Here is a 22,287-nt window from a genome sequence, read left to right as displayed (position 1 = left end):
ATGCACCTGTACGAACTGATCCGTTTCACCCTGCGCGTGCGCACCCCGGCCCAGGCCCTGCCGCGCCTGCAAGCGGCCCTGGCCGAAGCGGGCGAGGGCGTGAGCCTGGTCGGTTGCTGGCTCTCGGAAATCGGCCCGCAAAACACCGTCGCCGTGCTGCGCGGCTTTACCAGCAATGACGCCCGCCAGGCTGAGCGCGAGCGGGTGCTGCTGGCCCCCGATGCCTTCGGCATTGGCGAATTCGTGCTCGACCAGCAGATCGACGACTACCGGCTGTTTCCCTTTCTGGAGCCGCTGGCGCCGGGCAAGCACGGGCCGTTTTACGAGTTGCGCGAATACAACCTGGTGACCTCGGGCCTGGCGCCGACCCTGGAGGGCTGGCACAAAGCGGTCGGCCCGCGCACCGCTGATGGCTACTCGGCGGTGTATGCCGCGTTCTATGCCACCAGTGGCCGCGTGCCGCGCTACCTGCACATCTGGCCCTATGCAAGCCTGGAACAACGCCTGGATGTGCGCACCCGGGCGGTACAGGACGGCGTCTGGCCGCCGGAGAACTCCGGGCCGCAGCTCAAGGAGATGAACTCGGTGGTGTATCTGCCGGCGGGGTTTTCGCCGTTGGCATGACCGGCAGGCTCGCCTGCCCGTGTTCGCCTGTGTGGATCAACGGAACGAAGCCCTGCACCCGGCAGTCAACGTTTTATCTCCACTCATCAGGTACAGCTCATGGCACGCGATATCACTGACAAACTGGCCACCGACCTCAAGGTCAAGACCCGCTCGGAATTGAGCACCTTTCTGGACGAGGCCGATGCGCTGCTCAAGCGCGGCCGTTCGATCGGCGCCGATCGCGGACCGCAATCGCGTCACTTGCTGGGGCAATTGCTGGACCGTGCCGAAGGCCTGCTCAAGCCCAAAGCGCCATGCCCGCTGGCCGGCCCGTCGAAGGTCGAGCAGGTGACCGTTTATGTGAAGGCCAATCCGGTCAAGTCGGCGGCGATTGCCGTCGGTGTCGGCCTGATCATCAAGCGTCTGCTGTCGAACCGCTGAGTCGTTGATCTGTACGCCGGGCGCAAGGTCCGGCGTCAGTCAGGCATCGCGCAGCAGGTCGAAGGTGTTGAGCAGGTCCCAGGCAATGTGCGGACGCCTCTCAAGGCCACGGCGTATGGCCGCCGGGATCGCTGCGCGGGTCTTGCGGCACAGGCCCGGCACCGGGTCCATCTGAATGCTGATGCCGCGCATGGTCTTGACCTCGTTCGGGCCTGGCGCAATATGCACTCGTAGCCCCAACTGATCGAAAATGCGCTGTTGCAGATGCTGCAACTGCTCCAGGGTTTCGACGTTTTCCAGGCGCTCGAGCAGTTTGTGCTCCTGCTCGCGGGTCAGCAGCAGGATGCGTGGGTCGGTGCCGGCCGCCTGCAACTGCTCACGCCTGCAATCGCAGGCGCCAGGCGGGCAGGGCGGACGAATCGGGGGCTGGCTCATGCGCCCAGCATAGCCATTCGTATCCAAATGTGAATAGGGGTAAGCCGCTGTAGCGCTGTAAGGTGCTTGCCAGACACCTGCATGAGGATAGGCAGGCTAGCGCCGTCCGATTACCGCCCACATAGCGTGAGTGCTCGATTGACGGTGGTCGCCAGCCGACCGTACTCTGGCCATCATGCAGTAAGCCTGACCTACGCGAACTGCACGCAGCGGGCCGACAGAGCGCCGTGACCTGATGAGCCTGTGCCTTGCATGTTGCCCCGTGATGCCAGGCCCAGCCCGACAAGAATAATTAAAGAGTGCCTTGCCTTATGGATAGTCGCCTGCTCAGTGAGCGCAGTCGGGTGTTCGACCGTGCCGACCCCCACGCGGTGTCGAGTTACGTCAATCAGCACGTTGGCATGCACAACATCCGCATGCCGGCCGTTGGCCGTCCCGAAGCCAGCCTGAACCATCGCCAGTTCGCCAATCTGGACCTGTGCCGCATCAGCTATGGTGGCGGCGTGCGGGTGACCTCGCCGGCGCTGGAAACCATTTTTCACATGCAGATCCTGTTGCGCGGCCATTGCCTGTGGCGCGGGCATGGCCAGGAGCACTACTTTGCCCCGGGCGAGCTGCTGTTGATCAACCCCGATGATCCTGTGGACCTGACCTATTCGGACGACTGCGAAAAATTCATCCTGAAAATGCCTGTGAGCCTGATCGAGTCGGTGTGTGCCGAGCAGCGCTGGCAGCACCCGCGTGATGGCGTACGTTTCACTGAAAACCGCTATCAGCTGCCGTGCCTGGATGGCTTCGTCAATTTGCTGTCGATGGTGTGCCAGGAGGCCGAGGCCGAAGAGCAACTGCTGCGGGTGCAGGAGCATTACGCGCAGATTGTCGCCAGCAAGATGCTGACCCTGATGAAGACCAACGTCAGCCGCGAATGCCTGGTCGGCTCATCGGCCGTGTTCGAGCGCATCAGCGACTACATCGAACGCAACCTCAAGCAGGATATCGACATTGAGGCCCTGGCCGGCCAGGCCGGGGTCAGCCTGCGCAGCCTGTATGGCCTGTTCGAGCGCCATGCCGGGGTGACGCCGAAACTCTATGTGCGCCAGCGCAAGCTGCAGCGCATCCATGCCTGCCTCAAGGACCCGGACTGCCGGGTGCGCAACATTACCGAACTGGCCATGGACTATGGCTTTCTGCACCTGGGGCGCTTTTCCGAAAGCTACCGCAACAGTTTTGGCGAACTGCCTTCCGATACGCTGAAGCGGCGGTCTGCGTAGGCGTCGCTTCAGCGGGGATCGGCAGATGCTCGCCGCTGAAGCGGTTCCTGCGCAGCAAGGGCAGGTTACAGGATCGAGATCGGGTAGCTGACGATCACCCGGTTTTCGTCGAACTGGTTGGTGCTGTAGTCGCGGCGCATGGTCGAGTTGCGCCATTTCAGGCTCAGGCTCTTGAACGTGCCTTGCTGGAAGACATAGGCCAGCTCCGACTCGCGTGCCCATTCTTCGCCGTCGGTGATGGCGCCGGTGTGCACGTTGTCACCGCTGATGTAGCGGTTCATCAGGGTCAGGCCTGGCACGCCCAGGGCGCTGAAATCATAATCATGGCGCAACTGCCAGGAGCGCTCCTTGGCATTGTCGAAGCTGGAGTTATAGCTGTCGTTGGCCAGGGTGCCGCCACTGGTGCCGTTGACGCGCATCCACAGGTTGTCGCCGCTGACTTTCTGCAGGCCCACATAGAAGGTGCTGCCGCCATAACGGGCCGAGAGCATGGCTGACGCGGTTTTGTTGTCCAGGTTGCCGGCCAGTGACTGGCCGTCGTCCTTGCCGACGAAGTAGCCCAGGTTGGCGCCCAGCACCCAGTTGCCCACGGGCTGGCTGTGCTGCACGTTGTAGTACTGCTGGTGGTAGATGTCTTCGAGCTGCGCATACCAGACGCCGACCGAGGTGCGCTTTTCGTTAAAGCTGTATTCGCCGGCGGCGAAGTTGAAGCGGTCCGAGGTGATGCCGGCCCGGCCGTTCATGAACATGTCTTCCATGCTCGCGTCGTTGCGTGGGCTGTTGGCGCGGAACTGACCGCCATACAGGGTCACGCCGTCGATTTCCTTGGAGGTGATCTGTGCGCCCTGGAACGTCTGCGGCAGCGAACGACCGTCGTCGGAACGCAGGATCGGCAGCACCGGCATCCATTCACCGACTTTCAGCTCGGTTTTCGAAAAGCGTGCCTTGCCGGCCACCGCCAGGCGTCCGAAGTCATCGGCAGGGCGCCCGTCGCTGTGAATCGGCAACAGTTGCGTGCCGCCCGAACCCTTGCCACCGTCCAGCTTGAGCGAGTACATGCCCAGGACATCGGCGCCGAAACCGACCGTGCCTTGGGTAAAGCCGGAGCGGGCATCGAGGATGAAGTTCTGCGTCCATTCCTGTGCGCCGCTCTGGGCATTGGCCGGGTCGACGAAGTTGCGATTGATAAAGAAGTTGCGTAGGTTCAAGCCGACCTTGGCGTCTTCGACAAAGCCTGCGGCGTGGCCGAGGGTCGGGATCAAGGCGGTGGCGGTGAACAGAACGCAGAAGCTGCCCTTGGTCGTACGGAAAGGGGAAAAATGCATGGCGATGCCTTTTTTGTAGTTATAGGTCGAGTGAGACGGATGCCGTGTTGCTGGTTGAAATAGTGCTGCGCATGGACGCGGCCTGCAATTGACGGAAAACGGTAAGGTGCGATTATCGCACGTTAATTAACCGGTTAGAACATTTCAGCGCAGACGCGGGAACAACGGCCTGAGACGCTTGTAGAACAGGGCGGCAAACCGACTGTCAGCTATAACAGTCCTTGCCTGTCCAATGCCTTGCCTGCCGATTTATCCCTGCTGTTCATAAAGAGCCTAGGCTCTGTACGAAAAGTCGGTGAGCGAAGGTCAGGCAAGGCAAAAAGCGGCGAGCAAGCGCAGTTGACACGTGTCAATGAGCATTGCGAGTCGATTTTTAACGCAGCATGGCCGAGCGCAGCCACTTTACGTACAGAGCCTAAGGAAGACCCATGAGCACGACCAGTACGCCTGTGTCCGGCGTCAATCATCCCCTCAAGGGGATCAGTTTCATTCTGCTGGCTACCTTTCTGTTTGCCAGCCATGACACGTTGTCCAAGTACCTGTCAGGCTTCTATCCGGTCATCCTGGTGGTCTGGGCGCGCTATGTGGTGCATACGCTGCTGATGGCCTTCATCTTCATGCCTTCGTCGGGCCTGCGGGTGTTGCGCACCAAGCGCCCGCTGTTCCAGGTGCTGCGCGCGCTGGCCCTGCTGGGCACCAGCCTGTTGTTCACCAGCAGCCTGTTGTTCATTCCGCAGGCCGAGGCGACAGCGGTCAACTTCCTGGCGCCCTTGCTGGTGACGGCGTTGTCGGTGCCGCTGTTGCACGAGCACGTGACCCGTGGCCAGTGGTGTGCGGTGATCGTGGGGTTCATCGGGGTGATGGTGATCATTCACCCGGGTGGCCAGCTGTTCACGCCGGCGATTCTGCTGCCGTTGTCGTCAGCGCTGTGTTTTGCCCTGTATCAGTTGCTGACCCGGCTGGTGAGTCCGTATGACAGCCCGACCACCAGCAATTTCTTTGCCGGGTTGTTCAATACCCTGGTCATGAGTGCGATCGTGCCGTTCTTCTGGGAGACGCCGGAATTCAAGCACTGGCCGTTCCTGCTGGCCCTCGGTGCCTGCGGCATGGGCGCGCACTTGCTGCTGACCCAGGCGTTCCGCTACGCGGCACCGGCCATGCTGGCACCGTTCAGCTATTGCCAGATCGTGTTTGCCGGGCTGCTGGGCTGGCTGGTGTTCGATCACATGCCACCGCTGGATGCCCAGATCGGCATTGCGATCATCTGCCTGAGCGGCCTGGCTGCGGCCTGGCAGCAGCGGCGCAAGAAGTGATTCCGGGTTGTTGCCGGGATCGGTTGTGAGGGGGCGTTGCGGCGTCTGTTACATCGCTTTCGCCGGCAAGCCGCCTCTCACAGAAGCGGTTTGACGCGACAGTCACGAGCAGTCAGGCCGGCTTTCACGACACCGCCTCCAGTCCGTGGGAGGCGGCTTGCCGGCGATGAGGCCTTTAGAATCACGCGCCTGGAAAGCCCTCACACAGGGTTGGTGTAACGCAGAGACCATAAAAAAGGCCCGGTGATTCGCATCACCGGGCCTTGTTCATTTGCCATTTACAGGCTTATTTATTCATGTCCGGCACTTCGCGCGGGGCCATGAAGTACATCCAGGTCAGGGCAATGAAGTACATCGCCGGGATCATGGTGAACAGGATGCTGTAGTTGTTGTTGGTGGCGGTCAGTACGGCGCCGACGATCTGGGTCATGAACATCCCGCCGATCGCGGCGCACATGCCGCCAAAGCCGAACACGGTGCTCATCAGGTGCTTGGGCGTGTAGTCCATCACCAGGCTCCAGATGTTGGCCGTCCAGGCCTGGTGGGCGCCGACCGCCAGCGAGATGGCCAGTACCGCAACCCACAGGCCGCTGGCGTTGGCGGCGAACACCACGCTGCAGATGGTCAGGGCAAAGATCAGCATCGACACCAGGCGTGCCTTGGTCGCTTTCACGCCGCGGCCGATCAGCCATGACGACAGCACGCCGCCACCGATGCTGCCGAAGTCGGCGGTGAGCCAGATCAGGATCAGCGGAATCCCCATCTGCGTCACGCTGATGCCCAGGTTGTATTGCTGGTTCAGGAACGGTGGCAGCCAGTACAGGTAGAACCAGAACACCGGTGCGGTAATCGAGTAGGCCAGGGCGAAGGCCCAGGTGCCGCGCATCTTCAGGATGTGCGAGAACGGCACTTTGACCGGCTCCGGCTCCACATCCTTGTTGATGTAGTCCAGTTCGGCCTGGCTGACGGTCGGGTGCTCTTCAGGGTTGTAGTACTTCAGGCGCCAGGTGACGACCCAGAACAAGCCCAGGAAACCCATGGCCATAAAGGCGGCCTGCCAGCCCCAGACACTGAGGATGATCGGCAGCAGCGCAGGAGTGATCATGGCGCCGACGTTGGTGCCGGCGTTGAAGATGCCGGTGGCCACGGCGCGTTCGCCGGCCGGGAACCACAGGCGCGTGGTCTTCACGCAGGCCGGGTAGTTGGCCGCTTCGGTCAGGCCCAGGATGAACCGGCAGACCATGAAGCCGACCGCCGAAGTGGCCAGGCCGTGAGCGCCGGTCGCCAGGCTCCAGAGCAGCACCGCCAGGAAGAAGGCGCGCTTGACGCCGACCTTGTCGATGAAGCGGCCTTGCAGCAGAAAGCCGATGGCGTAGCCAACCTGGAACCAGAAGTTGATGTTGGCATAGTCCATCGTCGTCCAGCTCATTTCCTTGGCAAGGATGGGCTGCATGACGCCCAGGGCGGCGCGGTCGATGTAGTTCAGGGTGGTGGCGAAGAACACCAGGGCGAGCATGCCCCAGCGGGTCTTGCCGACGGCGAGGGCGCCGCGGACCTTTTCACCGATACCGGCACGCGCAGCGCTGGCCAGAGGATTGGATTGGGTGTTGAGCATGATGGTTCGATCATCCGTACCAGGACTGCGCCAGGGGCGTCAGCCGGACTGAGAAACTACCCGCAGTGGCCGGAAGCCGTCAGGGCGGTTCGTGGCATCGTGCCGGCCAGAACAAGTGGCAGGCAGGCGAGGCGCGAATTCTGACAGATCAGGCGCAGGCGAGCGCGCAAATTGCTATCAGGCGAACGTAGGTGCAGCCATTAAAATGGCCGAACGGGTTCGTCTACTCGAAGTCTCGGGAATGCCAAGCGGGTGTACGGAGAACTCGGGAAGGGCGCGCATGGGTAGTAATCCTGTTTTTGAAATTGTTATGGAGGTTCATCGGGTGCAGCGCAAAACTGGGCAGTGCGTGTCGAATAAAGGATAAAGATCGTTTTCGCACGGCGAAACAGATGGTGGGCGTTGGCGAATATATCGTCAATCGAGCAAAATCGGTTTTGTTCGATAACCGAACGAAAAACTAACCAGTTCGTACATATTGTGTTGCTCGTGTATTTTGACAGCGAAATACTCACACTGCATCCATAATCAAGGCCGTTGACCGCCTTGCATGCGGTGCAATCCAGTGGCGACCCTGCACGGTCGCGCTCGTCCAGGAGAACAACAACATGCAGCGTTCCATTGCCACCGTTTGCTTGAGCGGTACCTTGCCGGAAAAGCTCGAAGCCATCGCCGCCGCCGGCTTTGACGGCGTCGAGATTTTCGAGAATGACCTTCTGTACTACGACGGCAGCCCGCGCAACATCCGGCAGATGTGCGCCGACCTGGGCCTGGCCATCACCCTGTTCCAGCCGTTTCGCGATTTTGAAGGCTGCCGCCGCGACCGCCTGGCGCGCAATCTTGATCGCGCCGAGCGCAAGTTCGACCTGATGCAGGAGTTGGGCACCGACCTGGTGCTGGTGTGCAGCAACGCCGCCGCCGACTCGCTGGGTGACCACACCATCCTGCGCGATGACCTGAACCTGCTGGCCGAACGCGCCGGCGCCCGCAAGCTGCGCATCGGCTATGAAGCCCTGGCCTGGGGGCGTCACGTCAACACCTGGCAGCAGGTCTGGGCGCTGGTGCGCGAGGTCGACCATCCGGCGCTGGGCGTCTTGCTCGACAGCTTCCATACCCTGTCGCTCAAGGGTGACCCGAGTGCAATCGCGCAGATTCCCGGCGACAAGATCTTTTTCGTGCAGATGGCCGATGCGCCGATCCTGGCGATGGATGTGCTGGAGTGGAGTCGGCATTTCCGTTGCTTCCCCGGTCAGGGCGAGTTCGACCTGCCGGGTTTCCTGGCACCGATTCTGCGCAGTGGCTACACCGGTCCGCTGTCGCTGGAGGTTTTCAACGACGGTTTCCGCGCCGCGCCTACCCGCGCCAATGCCGCCGACGGCCTGCGCTCGCTGCTGTATCTGGAAGAAAAGACCCGCCAGTTGCTGGCCAGCGAACAGCTCCCCCAGCAACCGGCAGCACCGGTGTCCAATGAGCTGCTGTTCAACCCACCGCCGGCCAGCCAGCTCGATGGCGTGGAGTTTCTCGAATTTGCCGTGGACGAGACCCAGAGTGCCCGCCTGGAGGGCTGGCTGGAGCGCCTGGGCTTTGCCCGGTTGGGCGCGCATCGCTCCAAGGCGGTCAGGCTGCTGGGGCAGGGCGATATCCGTATCGTGCTCAATGCCGAGCCCTACTCGTTTGCCCACAGCTTTTTCGAGGTGCATGGCCCCTCGCTGTGCGCCACGGCCCTGCGGGTCGACAATGCCGCCCAGGCGCTGGAGCGTGCGCAGGCATTCAAGGGCCAGCCTTACCGTGGGCTGGTCGGGCCGAACGAGCGCGAGATCCCGGCCGTGCGCGCCCCCGATGGCAGCCTGATCTACCTGATCGAAGGCGCAGCTCCCGGGCAGTCGATCTACGACAGCGATTTTGTGGTCAATCCGCAGGCGCCGGTCACCGGCGGCCTGCAGCGCATCGACCATATGGCCATGGCGTTGCCGGCCGAGAGCCTCGACAGCTGGGTGTTGTTCTACAAGGGCCTGCTGGACTTCGAGGCCGATGACGAAGTGGTGTTGCCCGATCCCTACGGACTGGTCAAGAGCCGTGCCCTGCGCAGCCGTTGCAGCAGCGTACGCCTGCCGCTGAACATCTCCGAGAACCGCAATACGGCCATCTCTCATGCGGTATCGACCTATCGCGGTTCGGGTGTGCACCACATCGCCTTTGACTGCGAAGACATCTTTGCCGAGGTGCGTCGCGCCAAGGAGGCCGGAGTGCCACTGCTGGAAATTCCGCTGAACTACTACGATGACCTGGCTGCACGGCTGGACTTCGACGACGAGTTCCTCAGCGAGCTGGCCTATTACAACGTGCTTTACGACCGTGATAGCCAGGCTGGCGAGCTGTTTCATGTCTACACCGATGCCTTCGACGGGCGCTTCTTCTTCGAGATATTGCAGCGCAAGAATGGCTATGCCGGCTACGGTGCGGCCAACGTGCCGGTGCGTCTGGCGGCGATGGCCAAGGCCCGTACAGGGGCGGCGCCACGCGCGCGGCTCTGATCGCAGGCTGTCGAGGTCGGTGGCGGTGCTGTCGAGGCAGCATCGTCACGCTTTTTTACATTTGTCGGGAGGCCGTTGATGAGTCGGCGTGCTCTGCAGCTTCCATCCAGCAGGGGCGGGGGCTCATAATCGACCGTTCTACCGTGGTCGTGAGCCAATAATGAATACAATTACCGACTCCGCTGCGCCCGTGCCCCAGGAGGCTGTGCGCAAGAGCCGCAAGAACAACCCTGAAAAGACCCGTGAAGACATTCTTCAGGCAGCCGTTACCGAGTTTGTTGCCAGGGGCTTGTCAGGCGCACGGGTCGACGCCATTGCCGAGCGTACCCAGACATCCAAGCGCATGATCTATTACTACTTCGGCAGCAAGGAGCAGTTGTACGTCGACGTGCTGGAAAAACTCTACGGTGACATTCGCAACACCGAAAGCCTGATGAACCTCACCGACCTGGAGCCGCATGCGGCCATCCTGCGGCTGGTGGAGTTCACCTTCGATCACCATGATCGCAATGTCGATTTCGTGCGCATCGTGTGCAACGAGAACCTGCTCAACGGCGAGAACGTCAAGCAGTCCGAGACCATTCATGCCAAGAGCCAGAACACCATCAAGACACTGGATGACATTCTGCGCCGGGGTGAGGCCAGCGGAGTGTTTCGCCAGGGCGTGGACGCCGTGGACCTGCACATGCTGATGACCTCGTTCTGTTTCCACCGGGTGTCGAACCGGCACACGCTGGGGGCGATCTTCAAGATCGACCTGTCAGAGGAGCAGCGCAAGCAGCGCCACAAGACGATGATCTGCGATGCGGTGTTGCGGTATCTGCAGCGGTAGGGCGTTTTTCACGGCCGCTGCCGCTCTCATCAAGCATACTGATTCTACTGGCTATCAAATTCACCTCTGTAGGAGCGCGCTTGCCCGCGACCGAGTGCGTTAGCGCTCGCAAAAATTGTACAGACGCTGAAAATTTACGACTGCTAACGCAGCCGGTCGCGGTGGTCCGGCATTCCGGCAGAGCGCGCTCCTACAGTGCTGCACGACTGCGCGCCGCCTTGGCGCGCCGCCTTGGCAGCGAGGGATGAACGGTCAATCCGGCATGGCGTGAAAGTGCGCCATCATCCGCTCGGCATCGGCCGGCCGGCCACTGAACAGCTCGAAGGCCTTGACCGCCTGGAACACCGCCATGGTGGTGCCGTCCAGCGTGCGGCAGCCCAGGCTGCGCGCCTGGCGCAGCAGTTCGGTTTCCAGCGGGAAGTAAATGATATCGGCCACCCACAACCCGCTGTGCAGGTGTTCGGCCGGCAAGGGCATGCCCGGCAGCTTGGTCATGCCCACCGGCGTGGTGTTGACCAGCCCGTCGGCCTCGGCCACCGAGCCTGCCAGGTCGAGGCCGACCTGGGCACGGCCGGCGCCGAAGTGGGCGTTGAGGTTGTCCACCAGGCCTTGGGCGCGTTGCGGCTCGACCTCGAAAATCACCAGGTGCTCGACGCCAGCACTCAGTAAGGCATGGGCCACGGCCGCACCGGCACCGCCGGCGCCCATTTGCACCACATACCGGCGCGGAGCGTCTTGCAGGCCGCGCTTGAAGCCTTCGGCAAAGCCCAGGCAATCGGTGTTGTGCCCTATACGCTTGCCGCCCTTGAATACCACCGTGTTGACCGCGCCAATACCCCGGGCTTCGGGCGACAGCTCATCCAGCAACGGGATGACCGCCTGCTTGCAGGGAAAGGTAATGTTCAAGCCGGTAAAACCGCTGGTGCGCGCGCCTTCCAGCAAGGCGGGCAGGGCACTGCTGTCGAGCCCCAATGCATCGATGTCGATCAGGCGGTACAGGTAGCGCAGGCCTTGGGCGTCGCCTTCGTGCTCATGCAACGCCGGAGTGCGCGAGGCCTGGATGCCGGAGCCGATCAGGCCTGCAAGCACGGAAGGGGATTGAATCTGGGTCATGGGGGCAATCTCTTGTTGTTGTGGCGCAATCTATTGTGAATAAATGTACCAGATGGTTAATAAGGCTGTATGCAGCGTTGTAGAGCCGCTTTTTGATTGTGTTCGGTGATCGCCCGGCACATCGCGCTAGGCGCTGTCGTGGGGTTGGCGGATAATCGGCCTTTTGATTTCCTGAGCCTTTGCATGACCGATTCTTCCTTCAGCGCTGCCCAGCACCAGGCCAGTACCTTGTATCTGCCCCCGGGTCCCTGGAGCACGGTGCTTGATTGCCTGTGCGCCCGTTTCCCTGCCATCGACCGGCAACTGTGGCTGGAGCGCATTGCCCGTGGCCGCGTGCTGGATGGCGAGGGCCGGCCGATTGCCGTCGACCTGGCGTACCGCGAAGGGCTCAGGATTCATTACTTTCGCGAAGTGCCCAACGAAACGCCGATTCCGGTGCTTGAATCGGTCCTGCATGTCGATGAACACCTGGTGGTGGCCGATAAACCGCATTTCTTGCCGGTGACGCCCTCGGGCGAGTACGTCGAGCAAACCTTGCTGCGCCGTCTGATCCAGCGCCTGGGCAATCCTGACCTGGTGCCGCTGCACCGCATCGACCGGCACACCGCCGGCCTGTTGCTGTTCTCGGCCAATCCGGCCAGCCGCTCGGCCTACCAGTCGCTGTTTCGTACCCGTTCGATCGACAAGTACTACGAAGCCATTGCGCCGGCCCTGCCGCACCTGGAATTTCCGCGTGAGCACGCCAGCCGGCTAGTCGATGGCGAGCCGTTCTTTCGCATGCAGGAAGGTGAGGGGGCGGCCAACACGTTGACCCGTATCGAGGTGCTGGAGCGCCAGGCCTCGCTGTGGCGGTATGCGCTGTACCCGGTGACCGGCAAGAAGCACCAGTTGCGTGTGCACATGATGGCGCTGGGCGCGCCGATCTGTAACGACCCGTTCTACCCCGAGGTCCTCAAGGACGCTCAGGACGACTACCCGCGCCCATTGAAGCTGCTGGCGCGGGGCTTGCGTTTCACCGATCCGGTCAGTGGCCGGTTACGCGAGTTCGAAAGCCGCTTGCGCCTGGCGTTCTGAACGTCCCGTTGATCGTGTGCGCTCAGACACTGCGGGTAAGGCCGCCATCGACCCTGAGGTTTTGCCCGGTGATATAGCCTGCTCCCTCACTGGCCAGAAACGCGATGGTCGCAGCGATTTCCTCGCTTGTGCCATAGCGCTTGAGTGGCACGCTGTCGCGGCGCTGTTCGGTGCCCGGCAGGCTGTCGATCCAGCCCGGCAGCACGTTGTTGATGCGCACGTTATCGGCCGCAAAGGTGTCGGCAAAAATCTTGGTAAAGGCGGCAAGCCCGGCCCGGAACACCGCCGAGGTCGGAAACAGCTCGCTGGGTTCAAAGGCCCAGGCGCTCGAGATATTGATGATGACCCCGCCTTGCTGGCGCTGCATGATCGGCGCCACCAGGCGGGTGGGGCGAATGACGTTGAGCAGGTAGGTGTCCAGGCCTGTATGCCAGTCTTCATCGCTGATGTCCAGAATTGGCGCGCGCGGGCCGTGGCCTGCGCTGTTGACCAGCACATCGACACGCCCCCATTGTGCGATCACGGTGTCGACCAGCCGTTGCAGGTCTTCCACCGACTGGTTGCTGCCGGTCACGCCGATGCCGCCCAGCTCCTTGGCCAGGGCTTCACCCTTGCCCGACGAGGACAGAATGCCGACCTTGAAACCATCGGCCGCCAGCCGCCGCGCGGCGGCGGCACCCATGCCGCTGCCGCCGGCGGTGATGATGGCTACTTTTTCTACTGACATGGTGCCTCCCGGCTGAGAATCCTGCTGTGTGGAGGCTTTACAGTAGCAAGGGCGGGCGTAACGAGGGAGTCAGTCAGGTTTTGCCGAGGCAGTAGTTTAACTATCGGATGCCTGCTGCCTGAACCAGTCCTTGACCAGTAGCAGTACGGATGACTGCCGGGCACTGCGCGGCCACACCAGATAGAACGCCTTGTCGAGGCGCAGCTGTTGGGGGAACACCTGGACCAGTCGCCTGGCGGCGATGTCGTGCTGGACGAAAGCCTGGTTGGCCAGGGCGATGCCCTGGCCATTGATGGCGGCCTCGATGGCCAGCGAAGTCTGGTTGAAACGCAGGTTCCTGGCCGTGGGTTGCACCGGGTCGGGGAGCAGTGCTGCGGTGAACTCTGGCCAGAAATCATGAGCGTCGTGCAGCCTCTGCAAGCCCAGCAGGTGTTCGAAGCTGGCCGGCAGGTCTTTGCCTTCGAACAGCGCCGGGCTGGCCACGGCGATGAGGCGTTGTTCCATCAGCAATTGGGCATTCAGGCCTGCGCCGAACGGCGGCTGGCCGTAGCGAATGGCCAGGTCCACGGCATCGGTATGAAAATGCGACAACCTGTCTGTCGCCAGTACGCGCAAGTCGATGTCCGGGTGCTGCTCGGCAAAGGTGCCAAGCCTGGGAATCAGCCACTTCGACGCCAGGGTGGGGGTGACACTGACGGTCAGGTGAGTCGCTTGCGGGCGCAACAGGCGGGTGGCTTCGTCGATCATTCCCAGCGCCTTGCGAATGCTGCCATCATAGGCCAGGCCAGCATCCGTCAGCCTCAGGCCGCGCGCCAGGCGTTCGAACAAAGGGAGATCGAGGCTGGCCTCCAGCCCGCGGATCTGCTGGGCAACGGCGGCCTGGGTCACACCCAGTTCCTCAGCGGCGAGACGGAAATTCAAATGGCGGGCCACCACTTCGAACACGCGCAGCGCGTTGAGTGAAGGCAGTGAAGGGAAGCCTTCTGGCATGGCAGGGGACATTCTATCGGGTGATGCCGGCGTTGGCTGACCCGGACAATGACCTGCAGGAGCAGGCACTGTCCAGGGATGAACGACCGTCTGGTTCATTCACGGCATGCTGCAGGGTCTTACAGGTCCTTGACGGTGCGCACCTGATCCTTGTTGATGCGGGTTTTCTTGCCGTCCAGTTGCTCGAACTCGTAGAAACCGGCTTCGTCGTCGTAGCGCGGGGTGTCCACAGACTGGATTTCACGCCCGTCGTTCAGGGTGATCACGGTAGGCGAAGAGCAGCCGGCCAGGGTCGCAAGGCCCAGGGCAAGTACGAAAGCGGCGGGGATGGTCTTGTAGTTCATGGCTGTTTCTCCTGGTGATGCTGATTGAATGACGACTAAGACGTGCAGCTTAACCGCAAGTTCCCTGCGGGGCTAACGGCAATCGGCTAGGGCGCAGGTTCGTTCTGCGCCAGCAATTGCGGGGTATTGAGGTTGCTCAGCCGGGGATCGCCCGGCGCGCATTGCAGCGCCAGCGGGTGCAAAGGGGACAACGCCCGGCGCGGGCTGCGTTCACCGTCTTGCCAGGCCGCTTGCAATACCCGGGCATGGGCGAGGGCAATGATGCACAACAGGGGCTGCCAATGTTCGCCTTCGCGCACCATGACCGGTCGGCCCGGGTGCTGCGCCGCCAGGGTGCGTAACTGCATCAGCAAGGCGGCGTCGACCCTGGGAACATCGCACGGCAGCACCAGCAAATAGTCATGTCGCACCACGGTCAATGCCGCCAGGATACCGGTCAAGGGCCCCGGGAAACCGCGCTCGGCATCTTCGACCAGGCGGTCGGCGTAGGCGGCATAACGATCCTGGTTGCGGTTGCAGGAAATGATCAGGTCGTCGGTCAGCGGGCGCACGGTGTGGTGCAGGGTTTCGATCAGGGGGCGGCCCTGCCAGTCCAGCAGGCCCTTGTCGCGTCCGCCCATGCGTTGTCCCTGGCCACCGGCCAGCAGCAGGATCGAACAGGGCGGCAGGGCGTTCAGGGTCATGGCGGTTCCGGTGCGGGCAGTCAAAAGCAGGGCTGTGATATAACACCGGGCTGTTTTCACTACAACCGGATCCAGATCATGAGCTTCAAGCCCGACACCCCCTTTGTGCCCCTCAATATCGCCGTATTGACGGTCAGTGATACGCGTACCCTGGACACCGACACCTCCGGCCAGACGTTCGTGGATCGCCTGAGCGAAGCCGGCCATGGCCTGATCGACCGGGTGTTGCTCAAGGATGACCTGTACAGGATTCGCGCCCAAGTGGCGACCTGGATTGCCGACGACAACGTGCAAGTGGTGTTGATTACCGGCGGCACCGGTTTTACCGGCCGCGACAGCACCCCTGAGGCGGTGGCCTGCCTGCTCGACAAACAGGTCGATGGCTTTGGCGAGCTGTTCCGGCAGATCTCGGTGCCTGACATCGGCACCTCGACCATCCAGTCCCGTGCCTTGGCGGGCCTGGCCAACGGTACCCTGGTGTGCTGCCTGCCAGGTTCCACCAATGCCGTGCGCACCGGCTGGGATGGCATTCTTGCCCAGCAGCTCGATTCACGCTTTCGCCCCTGCAACTTTGTCGCTCACCTCAAGAAAGCCGAACCCTGCGGCACGCGGGGCTGATGCCGATGATGCCCGTCGAACATGCCCTGGCCCGGTTGCTGGAAAGCGCCGAGGCCTGCCCGATCACCGAGCGCGAAACGCTGTCTTTGGCCCAGGCCCAGGGCCGCGTGCTGGCGCAGGACATCGTCGCCACCTTGGACCTGCCGCCCTGGCCCAACAGCGCCATGGACGGCTATGCCTTGCGCCTGGCGGACTGGAGCGGTGAGCCGTTGCCGGTCAGCCAGCGCATTCTGGCCGGCCACGCCCCCGAGCCGCTGGCACCTGGCACCTGCGCCCGGATCTTTACCGGCGCCCCGGTGCCGGCCGGTGCCGACTGCGTCGAGATGCAGGAAAACGTCGAGGTCCTGGCCGACGGGCGCGTGCGTTTCACCCAGGCGCTGAGCCTTGAGCAGAATATCCGCCCCCAGGGTCAGGAAACCCGCTGCGGCGAGTGCGTGTTGAGCACTGGCACCCGGCTGGGCCCGGTGGAGCTGGGGCTGGCGGCCTCGCTGGGTGTTGCCCGGCTGGACGTGGTGCGCCGCCCGCGTGTGGCGGTGGTGTCCACCGGGGATGAACTGGTCGAGCCTGGCCAGCCGTTGGCGCCGGGGCAGATCTACAACAGCAACCGGGTGCTGCTGTGCAGTTGGTTGCAGCGCCTGGAGTGCGAAGTGATCGACGCCGGCATCCTGGCCGATGACCTGGAGCAGACCCGTGCAGCGCTGGCGGGGCTGGGGCATGTGGACCTGATCGTGTCCACCGGCGGCGTCTCGGTGGGCGAGGCGGATTTTCTCGGCCATGCCCTGCGCGAGGACGGCGAGCTGGACCTGTGGAAGCTGGCCATCAAGCCCGGCAAGCCGTTGACCTTCGGGCATTATCGCGGCGTACCGGTGCTGGGCCTGCCGGGCAATCCGGCCTCGACCCTGGTGACCTTTGCCTTGCTGGCCCGCCCGTATCTGCTGCGCCGCCAGGGCGTCCAGGCGGTCACACCGTTGCAGTTCCAGGTGCCGGCAGCGTTCGCCTGGACCCGTGCCGGCACGCGCCGCGAATACTTGCGCGCACGACTGGAGCAAGGCCGGGCATTGCCGTACCGCAACCAGAGTTCCGGGGTGTTGCGCAGCGCAGTCTGGGCCGACGGGCTGATCGAGGTGCGCGAAGGCACCACGCTGGCCGAGGGCGATGCGGTGACCTTTATCCCGCTGAGCGAGGTGCTCGGCTAAGCGCGCTGCTACACACTGAGCTAGCCTCAAGGACGCTGACAAATCGGGCCCTGTCGTTTGCCCTGGAGTATTGTTATGCCGTCTTTGAGCGTGGCGTGTGTGATCCCGACTTATAACGGGCGCAAGGACCTGGAGCGCTTGCTGGATTCGCTGGTGGGGCAGAGCGCTTCGTTCGATACCCTGATCGTCGATTCCAGCTCCAGCGATGGCACCCTGGCGCTGGCCCGGTCGCGTTGCGCAGACGTGACGGTGATCGACAGCAAGGACTTCAACCACGGTGGCACCCGGCAGATGATGGTCGAGCGCTATCCGGGCTATGACGTCTATGTCTACCTGACCCAGGACGCCTGCCTTGAGCAGGGCGATGCCATCGCCAATATCCTGCTGCCATTCGCCGACCCCAGGGTCGGTGCCGTGTGCGGCCGGCAACTGCCGCACCGTGACGCCAACCTGCTGGCCCAGCATGCACGGTTGTTCAACTACCCGCCGACCTCGCAGATCAAGACCCTGGCCGATGCCGATGCGTTGGGCATCAAGACACCGTTCATGTCCAATTCCTTCGCGGCCTACCGGCGTGAGGCGCTGCTGGCCGTGGGGGGATTTCCACGTCATGTGATCCTTTCCGAAGACATGTACGTGGCGGCGAAAATGCTGCTGGCAGGCTGGAAAATCGCCTATGAGGGTTCGGCCGTGTGCCGTCATTCGCACAATTACAGCCTGATTGAAGAGTTTCGTCGCTATTTCGATATCGGCGTGTTCCAGGCTCGCGAGCGCTGGATCCACGAAAGCTTTGGTGGCATTGCCGGCGAGGGCATGCGCTATGTCAAATCGGAACTGGCGTTTATCGGCCCACGGCGCGGGTGGTGGTGGCCGCTGTCGATCATTCGCAACGCGCTCAAGCTGATTGCCTACACGCTCAGTCGTCATGAGCAGCGCCTTTCCGTTGCGTGGAAAAAAAGACTGAGCATGCACAAGCGTTACTGGGACAGCCCTTGTGAGTGATAACGTTGAAAGCAATTAACAGTTATTGATTCGTGCGTTTTATGCACTCATAAGCTGCCTGAATGTAAATTTTCGTACTGACAGACTCTTTTTAAACTGCCGGGGTTTTCAATGCTCCGGACCGTCTGTTCATGACCACTCTCGCCACGCCAGTGCCTGTGCTCTTACCCTCGGCTTCCGTCGCGCCCTTCGGTCTGGAGCGGGTGCTCGGGCTGCTCGGCGTGCTGCTGGCGGTGTTGGTCGCCGGCATCAACGAAGGCGTGACCCGCACCGCGATGGCGGATATTCGTGGGGCAATGTTCATCGGTGCCGATGAGGCCAGCTGGCTGATCGCCTGTTATTCGGCCAGTTCGGTCGCGGCGATGGCCTTTGCGCCCTGGTTTGCCGTCACCTTGTCGCTGCGGCGCTTCACGCTGGGGGCGATCGCGGCGTTCGTGGTGCTGGCCTTGCTGTGCCCACTGGCGCCTGACTACCCCAGCCTGTTGGTATTGCGCCTCCTGCAAGGCCTGGCCGCCGGCTGCCTGCCGCCGATGCTGATGACCGTAGCGCTGCGCTTTTTGCCGCCCTCGATCAAGCTGTATGGCCTGGCCGGCTATGCGTTGACCGCCACCTTCGGCCCTGGCCTGGGCACACCGTTGGCCGCGTTGTGGACCGAGTATTTCACCTGGCAATGGACGTTCTGGCAGGTCATCCCGCCGTGCCTGGTGGCGATGATCGCCGTGTCTCATGGCATCGTGCAGGACACGCCGCGTCTGGAGCGCTTCAAGTCGTTCAATTGGCGTGGCCTGTTGCTGGGGCTGCCCGCCATCGTGATGCTGGTCATCGGCGTGCTCGAAGGCAATCGGCTGGACGGGTTCGAGTCGTCGTTGATTGTCTTTCTGCTGAGCGCAGGCTTGCTGTTGCTGGTGGCGTTTCTGTGCAGTGAGTGGTTTGCCCCTGTGCCGTTTTTCAAGCTGCAACTGCTGGCCGACCTTAACCTGTCGCATGCCTTGCTGACCCTGGGCGGGGTGCTGGTGGTGCTGACCGCCGTGGCATCGATTCCGTCGGCCTACCTGGCCCAGGTGCACGGTTACCGGCCCTTGCAGACCGCGCCACTGATGCTGATGGTGGCCTTGCCGCAATTGCTGGTGCTGCCATTGCTGGCGGCGCTGTGCAACCTGCGCCGGGTCGACTGCCGCTGGGTACTGGCGCTGGGGTTGTTGATGCTGGGGCTGCATTGCGCGCTGGCCACACAGATGACCTCCGAGTGGATTCGCGACAACTTCTACGCTTTGCAACTGTTGCAGGTCGTCGGCCAGCCCATGGCCGTGCTGCCGCTGCTGATCCAGGCCACCGGCGGCATCGCCCCGCAGGACGGACCCTTTGCGTCCGCCTGGTTCAATACCGTGCGTGGCCTGGCCAGTGTGATGGCCACCGGGCTGCTCGAAGCCTTGACCACGGCCCGCCAGCACTTTCATTCCAACACCCTGGTTGACCGCCTGGGCAATGCGCCGTGGGTAAGCGTCGGTGCCGACCCGCTGGCGCTCAGTCATCGCCTGCATGAGCAGGCCGTGGTGCTCACCAGCGCCGATCTCTACTACTGCATGGGCTGGCTGGCGGTCGCCCTGATGCTGCTGATTCCTGTGATGCCGACGCGGGTGTATCCACCGCGGGCATTGAACTGAGCCTTTTGGAGAGCCAGTCATGAAAATGACGTCGAAACAGACCCTGGCGCTGTGTGGCATCGCGCTTGTCCTGACGGGTGTGGGGCTGTATGCCCTGGCCGGGCAGGGCGAGCACCAGCGCACCAACGATGCTTTCATTGCCGCCGACTATTCGGTGGTCGCGCCCAAGGTTTCCGGTTTTATCAGCCAGGTGCTGGTGGAGGATAACCAGCAGGTCAAGGCCGGTGAGTTGCTCGCCCGCATCGATGACAAAGACCTGCAGGCTGCCCTGGCTGCCAGCCAGGCCGAGGTGCAGGCGGCGGCCGCCCGGCGCGATGAGGCCGATGCGCTGCTGCAGCGCCAGGCCTCGGTGATTGCCCAGGCCATGGCCGCCCTGCAGGCCAGCCAGGCGGCGGTGACGTTCGCCGAGCAAGAGCGCACCCGCTATGAGCACCTGGCCGGCGCCGGTGCCGGTACGGTGCAGAACGCCCAGCAGGCGCGCACCCGCATCGACACCGCCAATGCCCAGCACACCAGTGCCGGCGCGACCCTGGCTGCCGAGCGCAAGCAGGTCGATATTCTCAAGGCCCGACAACACAGTGCCCAGGCGGCCTTGCAGCGTGCCGAAGCGGCGCTTGAGCAGGCGCGACTGCAACTGTCGTACACCCGCATCGTGGCGCCCATCGACGGCACGGTCGGCGAACGCGCAGTGCGGGTCGGCAATTATGTGGTGCCCGGCAGCAAGCTGCTGTCACTGGTGCCGCTGCAGCAGGCCTATGTCCTGGGTAACTTCCAGGAAACCCAACTGACCCACGTCCGTGTCGGGCAACCCGTACAGGTGCGCGTCGACACCTATCCCGACCAGGTGCTCAGGGCGCATGTGGACAGCATCGCACCGGCCACCGGCGTAACCTTCGCCGCCGTGCGACCCGATAACGCCACGGGTAACTTCACCAAGGTGGTGCAGCGGATTCCGGTGAAGATCGTGCTTGAGCCGGACCAGCCCTTGGCCGGGCGGCTGCGGGTCGGCATGTCGGTGCAAGCCAGTATCGACACCACCTCGTTGCCGGACACCGCTGCGGTGACGGCCCGATGAGCCGCCTGTTCACAACTTGTGCCCTGGGGCTGGCCATCGCTGCGGTGCTCGGCGGCTGCCAGGTGGGCAAGGACTTTCAGCGTCCGGCCAGTGACGCACGTATTCAGTGGCTGCCGGTGGCGGGTGAGCAGGCGCCCAGCCAGCCGGTCATGGCGCCTATCGAGGCGCGGTGGTGGAGGGTGTTTCAGGACCCGTTGCTGGACGCTTTGATTGAGCGGGCCAGCACGGCCAACCTGGATCTGCGCATGGCTGCCGCGCGCCTGGCGCAGAGCCGGGCGATGTACCGGATCAGCAGCGGCGAGCAGTTGCCCGAGGTCAACGCCAACCTGGGGTATCAGCGCAAGCGTAACAGTGGCAAGGGGCTCAACGATCCGTCGGGCAATCAGGGCCGGGCGCCGTTCGAGCAGTGGGACAGTGGCTTGGGGGCCAGTTGGGAACTGGACCTGTGGGGGCGGGTGCGCCGTGAGGTCGAAGCCGCCGGCGCGCAAGTGGATGTGGCTGAAAACGATCAGCGCGCCGCTTTATTGGCCATGCAGGCCGAGGTTGCACGCCAGTACCTGGCCTTGCGTGGCGTGCAGGGCACCTTGAAGGTGACCCGACAGAGTCTGGACCTGGCGCGCAACAGCCTTGAGCTGTCGCAGGTGCGCCTGCAAAACGGCGTGGCCACCGACCTTGATGTCGCGGAAGCGGCCGCCGAGGTGTCGGCAGTGGCGTCGCGCCTGCCAGTGCTTGAACAGCACCAGGCGCAGTTGATCAACGCGCTGGGCCTGTTACTGGCCCAAACGCCACGGGCCCTGCAGGTTGAGCTGGAAAAAACCGTGCAGATGGCCGCCGTGCCAACACAGATTCCAGTCGGGCTGCCTTCACAACTGGCCGAGCGACGTCCGGACATTCGTCGCGCCGAGGCGCGCCTGCATGTGGCCACCGCCAGCACGGGGGTGGCCGAAGGCGATTTCTACCCGCGCATCACCTTGTCGGGCAATGTCGGTTTGCAGGCGCTGCAACTGTCGGATCTTGGCAGTTGGGGGGCGCGGGAGTTTGCCTTCGGACCGCAGATCAGCCTGCCGATCTTTTCCGGCGGCCGCTTGCGTGGCCAGTTGCAACTGCGCGAGGCGCAGGAGCAGGAAGCCGCGCTGGCCTACCAGCAGACGGTCTTGCGGGCCTGGCAGGAAATCGACGACAGCATGAGTCTGTATAACGCCAGCCAGTTGCAGCAACGCATGTTGCAGGAGGCCGTGCAACACAATCAGGTGGCGCTGGACACGGCCAGGCGCCAGTACGTCGAAGGCGCGGCAGACTTTCTCAATGTCCTCTCGGTGCAGCGCGCCTTGCTCAGCACCCAGGAACAATGGGTGCAAAGCGCCACGACCCAGGCCCAGGCGCTGGTGGGGCTGTATGCGTCGCTGGGCGGCGGGTTCTGAGAACGCTA

The 22,287-nt window shown here is 63.0% G+C and carries 21 protein-coding genes; 13 read left to right on the top strand and 8 right to left on the bottom strand.

The genetic code is table 11. From position 1 onward, the window contains the following. Both DGA31_RS09065 and DGA31_RS09060 read left to right on the top strand, forming a co-directional pair. The gene (locus DGA31_RS09065) at positions 1-624 is read left to right on the top strand and encodes an NIPSNAP family protein (protein ID WP_109512307.1); all 624 of its coding nucleotides are present in this window, start codon (positions 1-3) and stop codon (positions 622-624) included. A 99-nt stretch (positions 625-723) separates the two neighbouring features. Continuing rightward, complete coding sequence (locus tag DGA31_RS09060; RefSeq protein WP_056839969.1) at positions 724-1,047, top strand: hypothetical protein; 324 nt, start codon at positions 724-726, stop codon at positions 1,045-1,047. A 39-nt stretch (positions 1,048-1,086) separates the two neighbouring features. On the opposite strand, the gene DGA31_RS09055 is transcribed toward DGA31_RS09060, so the two are convergent. Next, positions 1,087-1,482 (bottom strand): hypothetical protein, encoded by a 396-nt coding sequence (locus tag DGA31_RS09055; RefSeq protein WP_109512306.1) that lies wholly within the window; start codon positions 1,480-1,482, stop codon positions 1,087-1,089. A gap of 311 nt (positions 1,483-1,793) precedes the next feature. On the opposite strand from DGA31_RS09055, the gene DGA31_RS09050 reads away from it, so the two are divergent. Further along, positions 1,794-2,753: an AraC family transcriptional regulator gene (locus tag DGA31_RS09050; RefSeq protein WP_056839967.1), complete on the top strand. Its 960-nt coding sequence runs from the start codon at positions 1,794-1,796 to the stop codon at positions 2,751-2,753. A 65-nt stretch (positions 2,754-2,818) separates the two neighbouring features. Here the strand turns inward: DGA31_RS09050 and DGA31_RS09045 are convergent, their stop codons facing one another. After that, positions 2,819-4,078, bottom strand: a complete 1,260-nt coding sequence (locus tag DGA31_RS09045) for an OprD family porin (protein ID WP_109512305.1) — start codon at positions 4,076-4,078, stop codon at positions 2,819-2,821. 428 nt (positions 4,079-4,506) lie between these two features. On the opposite strand from DGA31_RS09045, the gene DGA31_RS09035 reads away from it, so the two are divergent. Beyond that, a complete protein-coding gene (locus tag DGA31_RS09035; protein ID WP_109512303.1) occupies positions 4,507-5,391 on the top strand; it encodes a DMT family transporter in 885 nt (294 codons plus the stop codon). A gap of 286 nt (positions 5,392-5,677) precedes the next feature. Here DGA31_RS09035 and DGA31_RS09030 read toward each other — a convergent pair whose 3' ends face one another. Further along, a complete protein-coding gene (locus DGA31_RS09030; protein ID WP_056839964.1) occupies positions 5,678-7,006 on the bottom strand; it encodes an MFS transporter in 1,329 nt (442 codons plus the stop codon). 608 nt (positions 7,007-7,614) lie between these two features. Here DGA31_RS09030 and quiC point away from each other — a divergent pair. Next, positions 7,615-9,540: a 3-dehydroshikimate dehydratase QuiC gene (gene quiC, locus DGA31_RS09025; RefSeq protein WP_109512302.1), complete on the top strand. Its 1,926-nt coding sequence runs from the start codon at positions 7,615-7,617 to the stop codon at positions 9,538-9,540. Positions 9,541-9,700: 160 nt separating this feature from the next. After that, entirely contained in the window at positions 9,701-10,372 is a 672-nt protein-coding gene (locus DGA31_RS09020) for a TetR/AcrR family transcriptional regulator (RefSeq protein WP_056839962.1), read from the top strand. Positions 10,373-10,624: 252 nt separating this feature from the next. Here the strand turns inward: DGA31_RS09020 and DGA31_RS09015 are convergent, their stop codons facing one another. Then, a complete protein-coding gene (locus tag DGA31_RS09015) occupies positions 10,625-11,476 on the bottom strand; it encodes a shikimate dehydrogenase (protein WP_161959175.1) in 852 nt (283 codons plus the stop codon). Between the two features lie 192 nt (positions 11,477-11,668). Between DGA31_RS09015 and DGA31_RS09010 the strand changes: the two genes are divergently transcribed. Beyond that, positions 11,669-12,559 (top strand): pseudouridine synthase, encoded by an 891-nt coding sequence (locus tag DGA31_RS09010; RefSeq protein WP_109512300.1) that lies wholly within the window; start codon positions 11,669-11,671, stop codon positions 12,557-12,559. A 22-nt stretch (positions 12,560-12,581) separates the two neighbouring features. Here DGA31_RS09010 and DGA31_RS09005 read toward each other — a convergent pair whose 3' ends face one another. The 4 genes from DGA31_RS09005 to mobA all read right to left on the bottom strand — a co-directional run bounded on the left by DGA31_RS09005 (position 12,582) and on the right by mobA (position 15,303). After that, positions 12,582-13,286: an SDR family oxidoreductase gene (locus DGA31_RS09005; protein WP_109512299.1), complete on the bottom strand. Its 705-nt coding sequence runs from the start codon at positions 13,284-13,286 to the stop codon at positions 12,582-12,584. 96 nt (positions 13,287-13,382) lie between these two features. After that, the gene (locus tag DGA31_RS09000; protein WP_109512298.1) at positions 13,383-14,276 is read right to left on the bottom strand and encodes a LysR substrate-binding domain-containing protein; all 894 of its coding nucleotides are present in this window, start codon (positions 14,274-14,276) and stop codon (positions 13,383-13,385) included. A 119-nt stretch (positions 14,277-14,395) separates the two neighbouring features. Then, on the bottom strand, positions 14,396-14,620 hold the full coding sequence (locus DGA31_RS08995) for a YgdI/YgdR family lipoprotein (RefSeq protein ID WP_056839957.1): 225 nt from the start codon (positions 14,618-14,620) through the stop codon (positions 14,396-14,398). Between the two features lie 86 nt (positions 14,621-14,706). Next, the gene (gene mobA, locus DGA31_RS08990; protein WP_109512297.1) at positions 14,707-15,303 is read right to left on the bottom strand and encodes a molybdenum cofactor guanylyltransferase MobA; all 597 of its coding nucleotides are present in this window, start codon (positions 15,301-15,303) and stop codon (positions 14,707-14,709) included. A gap of 78 nt (positions 15,304-15,381) precedes the next feature. Here mobA and moaB point away from each other — a divergent pair, with 78 nt between their 5' ends. The 6 genes from moaB (at position 15,382) to DGA31_RS08960 (ending at position 22,279) form a co-directional block, all read left to right on the top strand. Next, on the top strand, positions 15,382-15,921 hold the full coding sequence (gene moaB, locus DGA31_RS08985) for a molybdenum cofactor biosynthesis protein B (RefSeq protein WP_056839955.1): 540 nt from the start codon (positions 15,382-15,384) through the stop codon (positions 15,919-15,921). Beyond that, positions 15,921-17,117: a molybdopterin molybdotransferase MoeA gene (locus DGA31_RS08980; RefSeq protein WP_109512296.1), complete on the top strand. Its 1,197-nt coding sequence runs from the start codon at positions 15,921-15,923 to the stop codon at positions 17,115-17,117. Before moaB ends, DGA31_RS08980 begins: the two co-directional genes overlap by 1 nt. A 75-nt stretch (positions 17,118-17,192) precedes the next feature. Continuing rightward, complete coding sequence (locus DGA31_RS08975) at positions 17,193-18,119, top strand: glycosyltransferase family 2 protein (protein WP_056839953.1); 927 nt, start codon at positions 17,193-17,195, stop codon at positions 18,117-18,119. 131 nt (positions 18,120-18,250) lie between these two features. Then, the gene (locus DGA31_RS08970) at positions 18,251-19,783 is read left to right on the top strand and encodes an MFS transporter (protein ID WP_109512295.1); all 1,533 of its coding nucleotides are present in this window, start codon (positions 18,251-18,253) and stop codon (positions 19,781-19,783) included. Between the two features lie 19 nt (positions 19,784-19,802). Further along, positions 19,803-20,858: an HlyD family secretion protein gene (locus DGA31_RS08965; protein ID WP_109512294.1), complete on the top strand. Its 1,056-nt coding sequence runs from the start codon at positions 19,803-19,805 to the stop codon at positions 20,856-20,858. Continuing rightward, entirely contained in the window at positions 20,855-22,279 is a 1,425-nt protein-coding gene (locus DGA31_RS08960; protein WP_109512293.1) for an efflux transporter outer membrane subunit, read from the top strand. The genes DGA31_RS08965 and DGA31_RS08960 overlap by 4 nt, the downstream gene beginning before the upstream one ends. The last annotated feature ends 8 nt before the right edge of the window (positions 22,280-22,287 follow it).

Source organism: Pseudomonas ovata, from assembly GCF_003131185.1.
Taxonomy (GTDB): Bacteria; Pseudomonadota; Gammaproteobacteria; order Pseudomonadales; family Pseudomonadaceae; genus Aquipseudomonas; species Aquipseudomonas ovata.
Note: the sequence above shows the minus strand (reverse complement) of the source record. Positions and strands in the feature narration are given on the sequence as shown.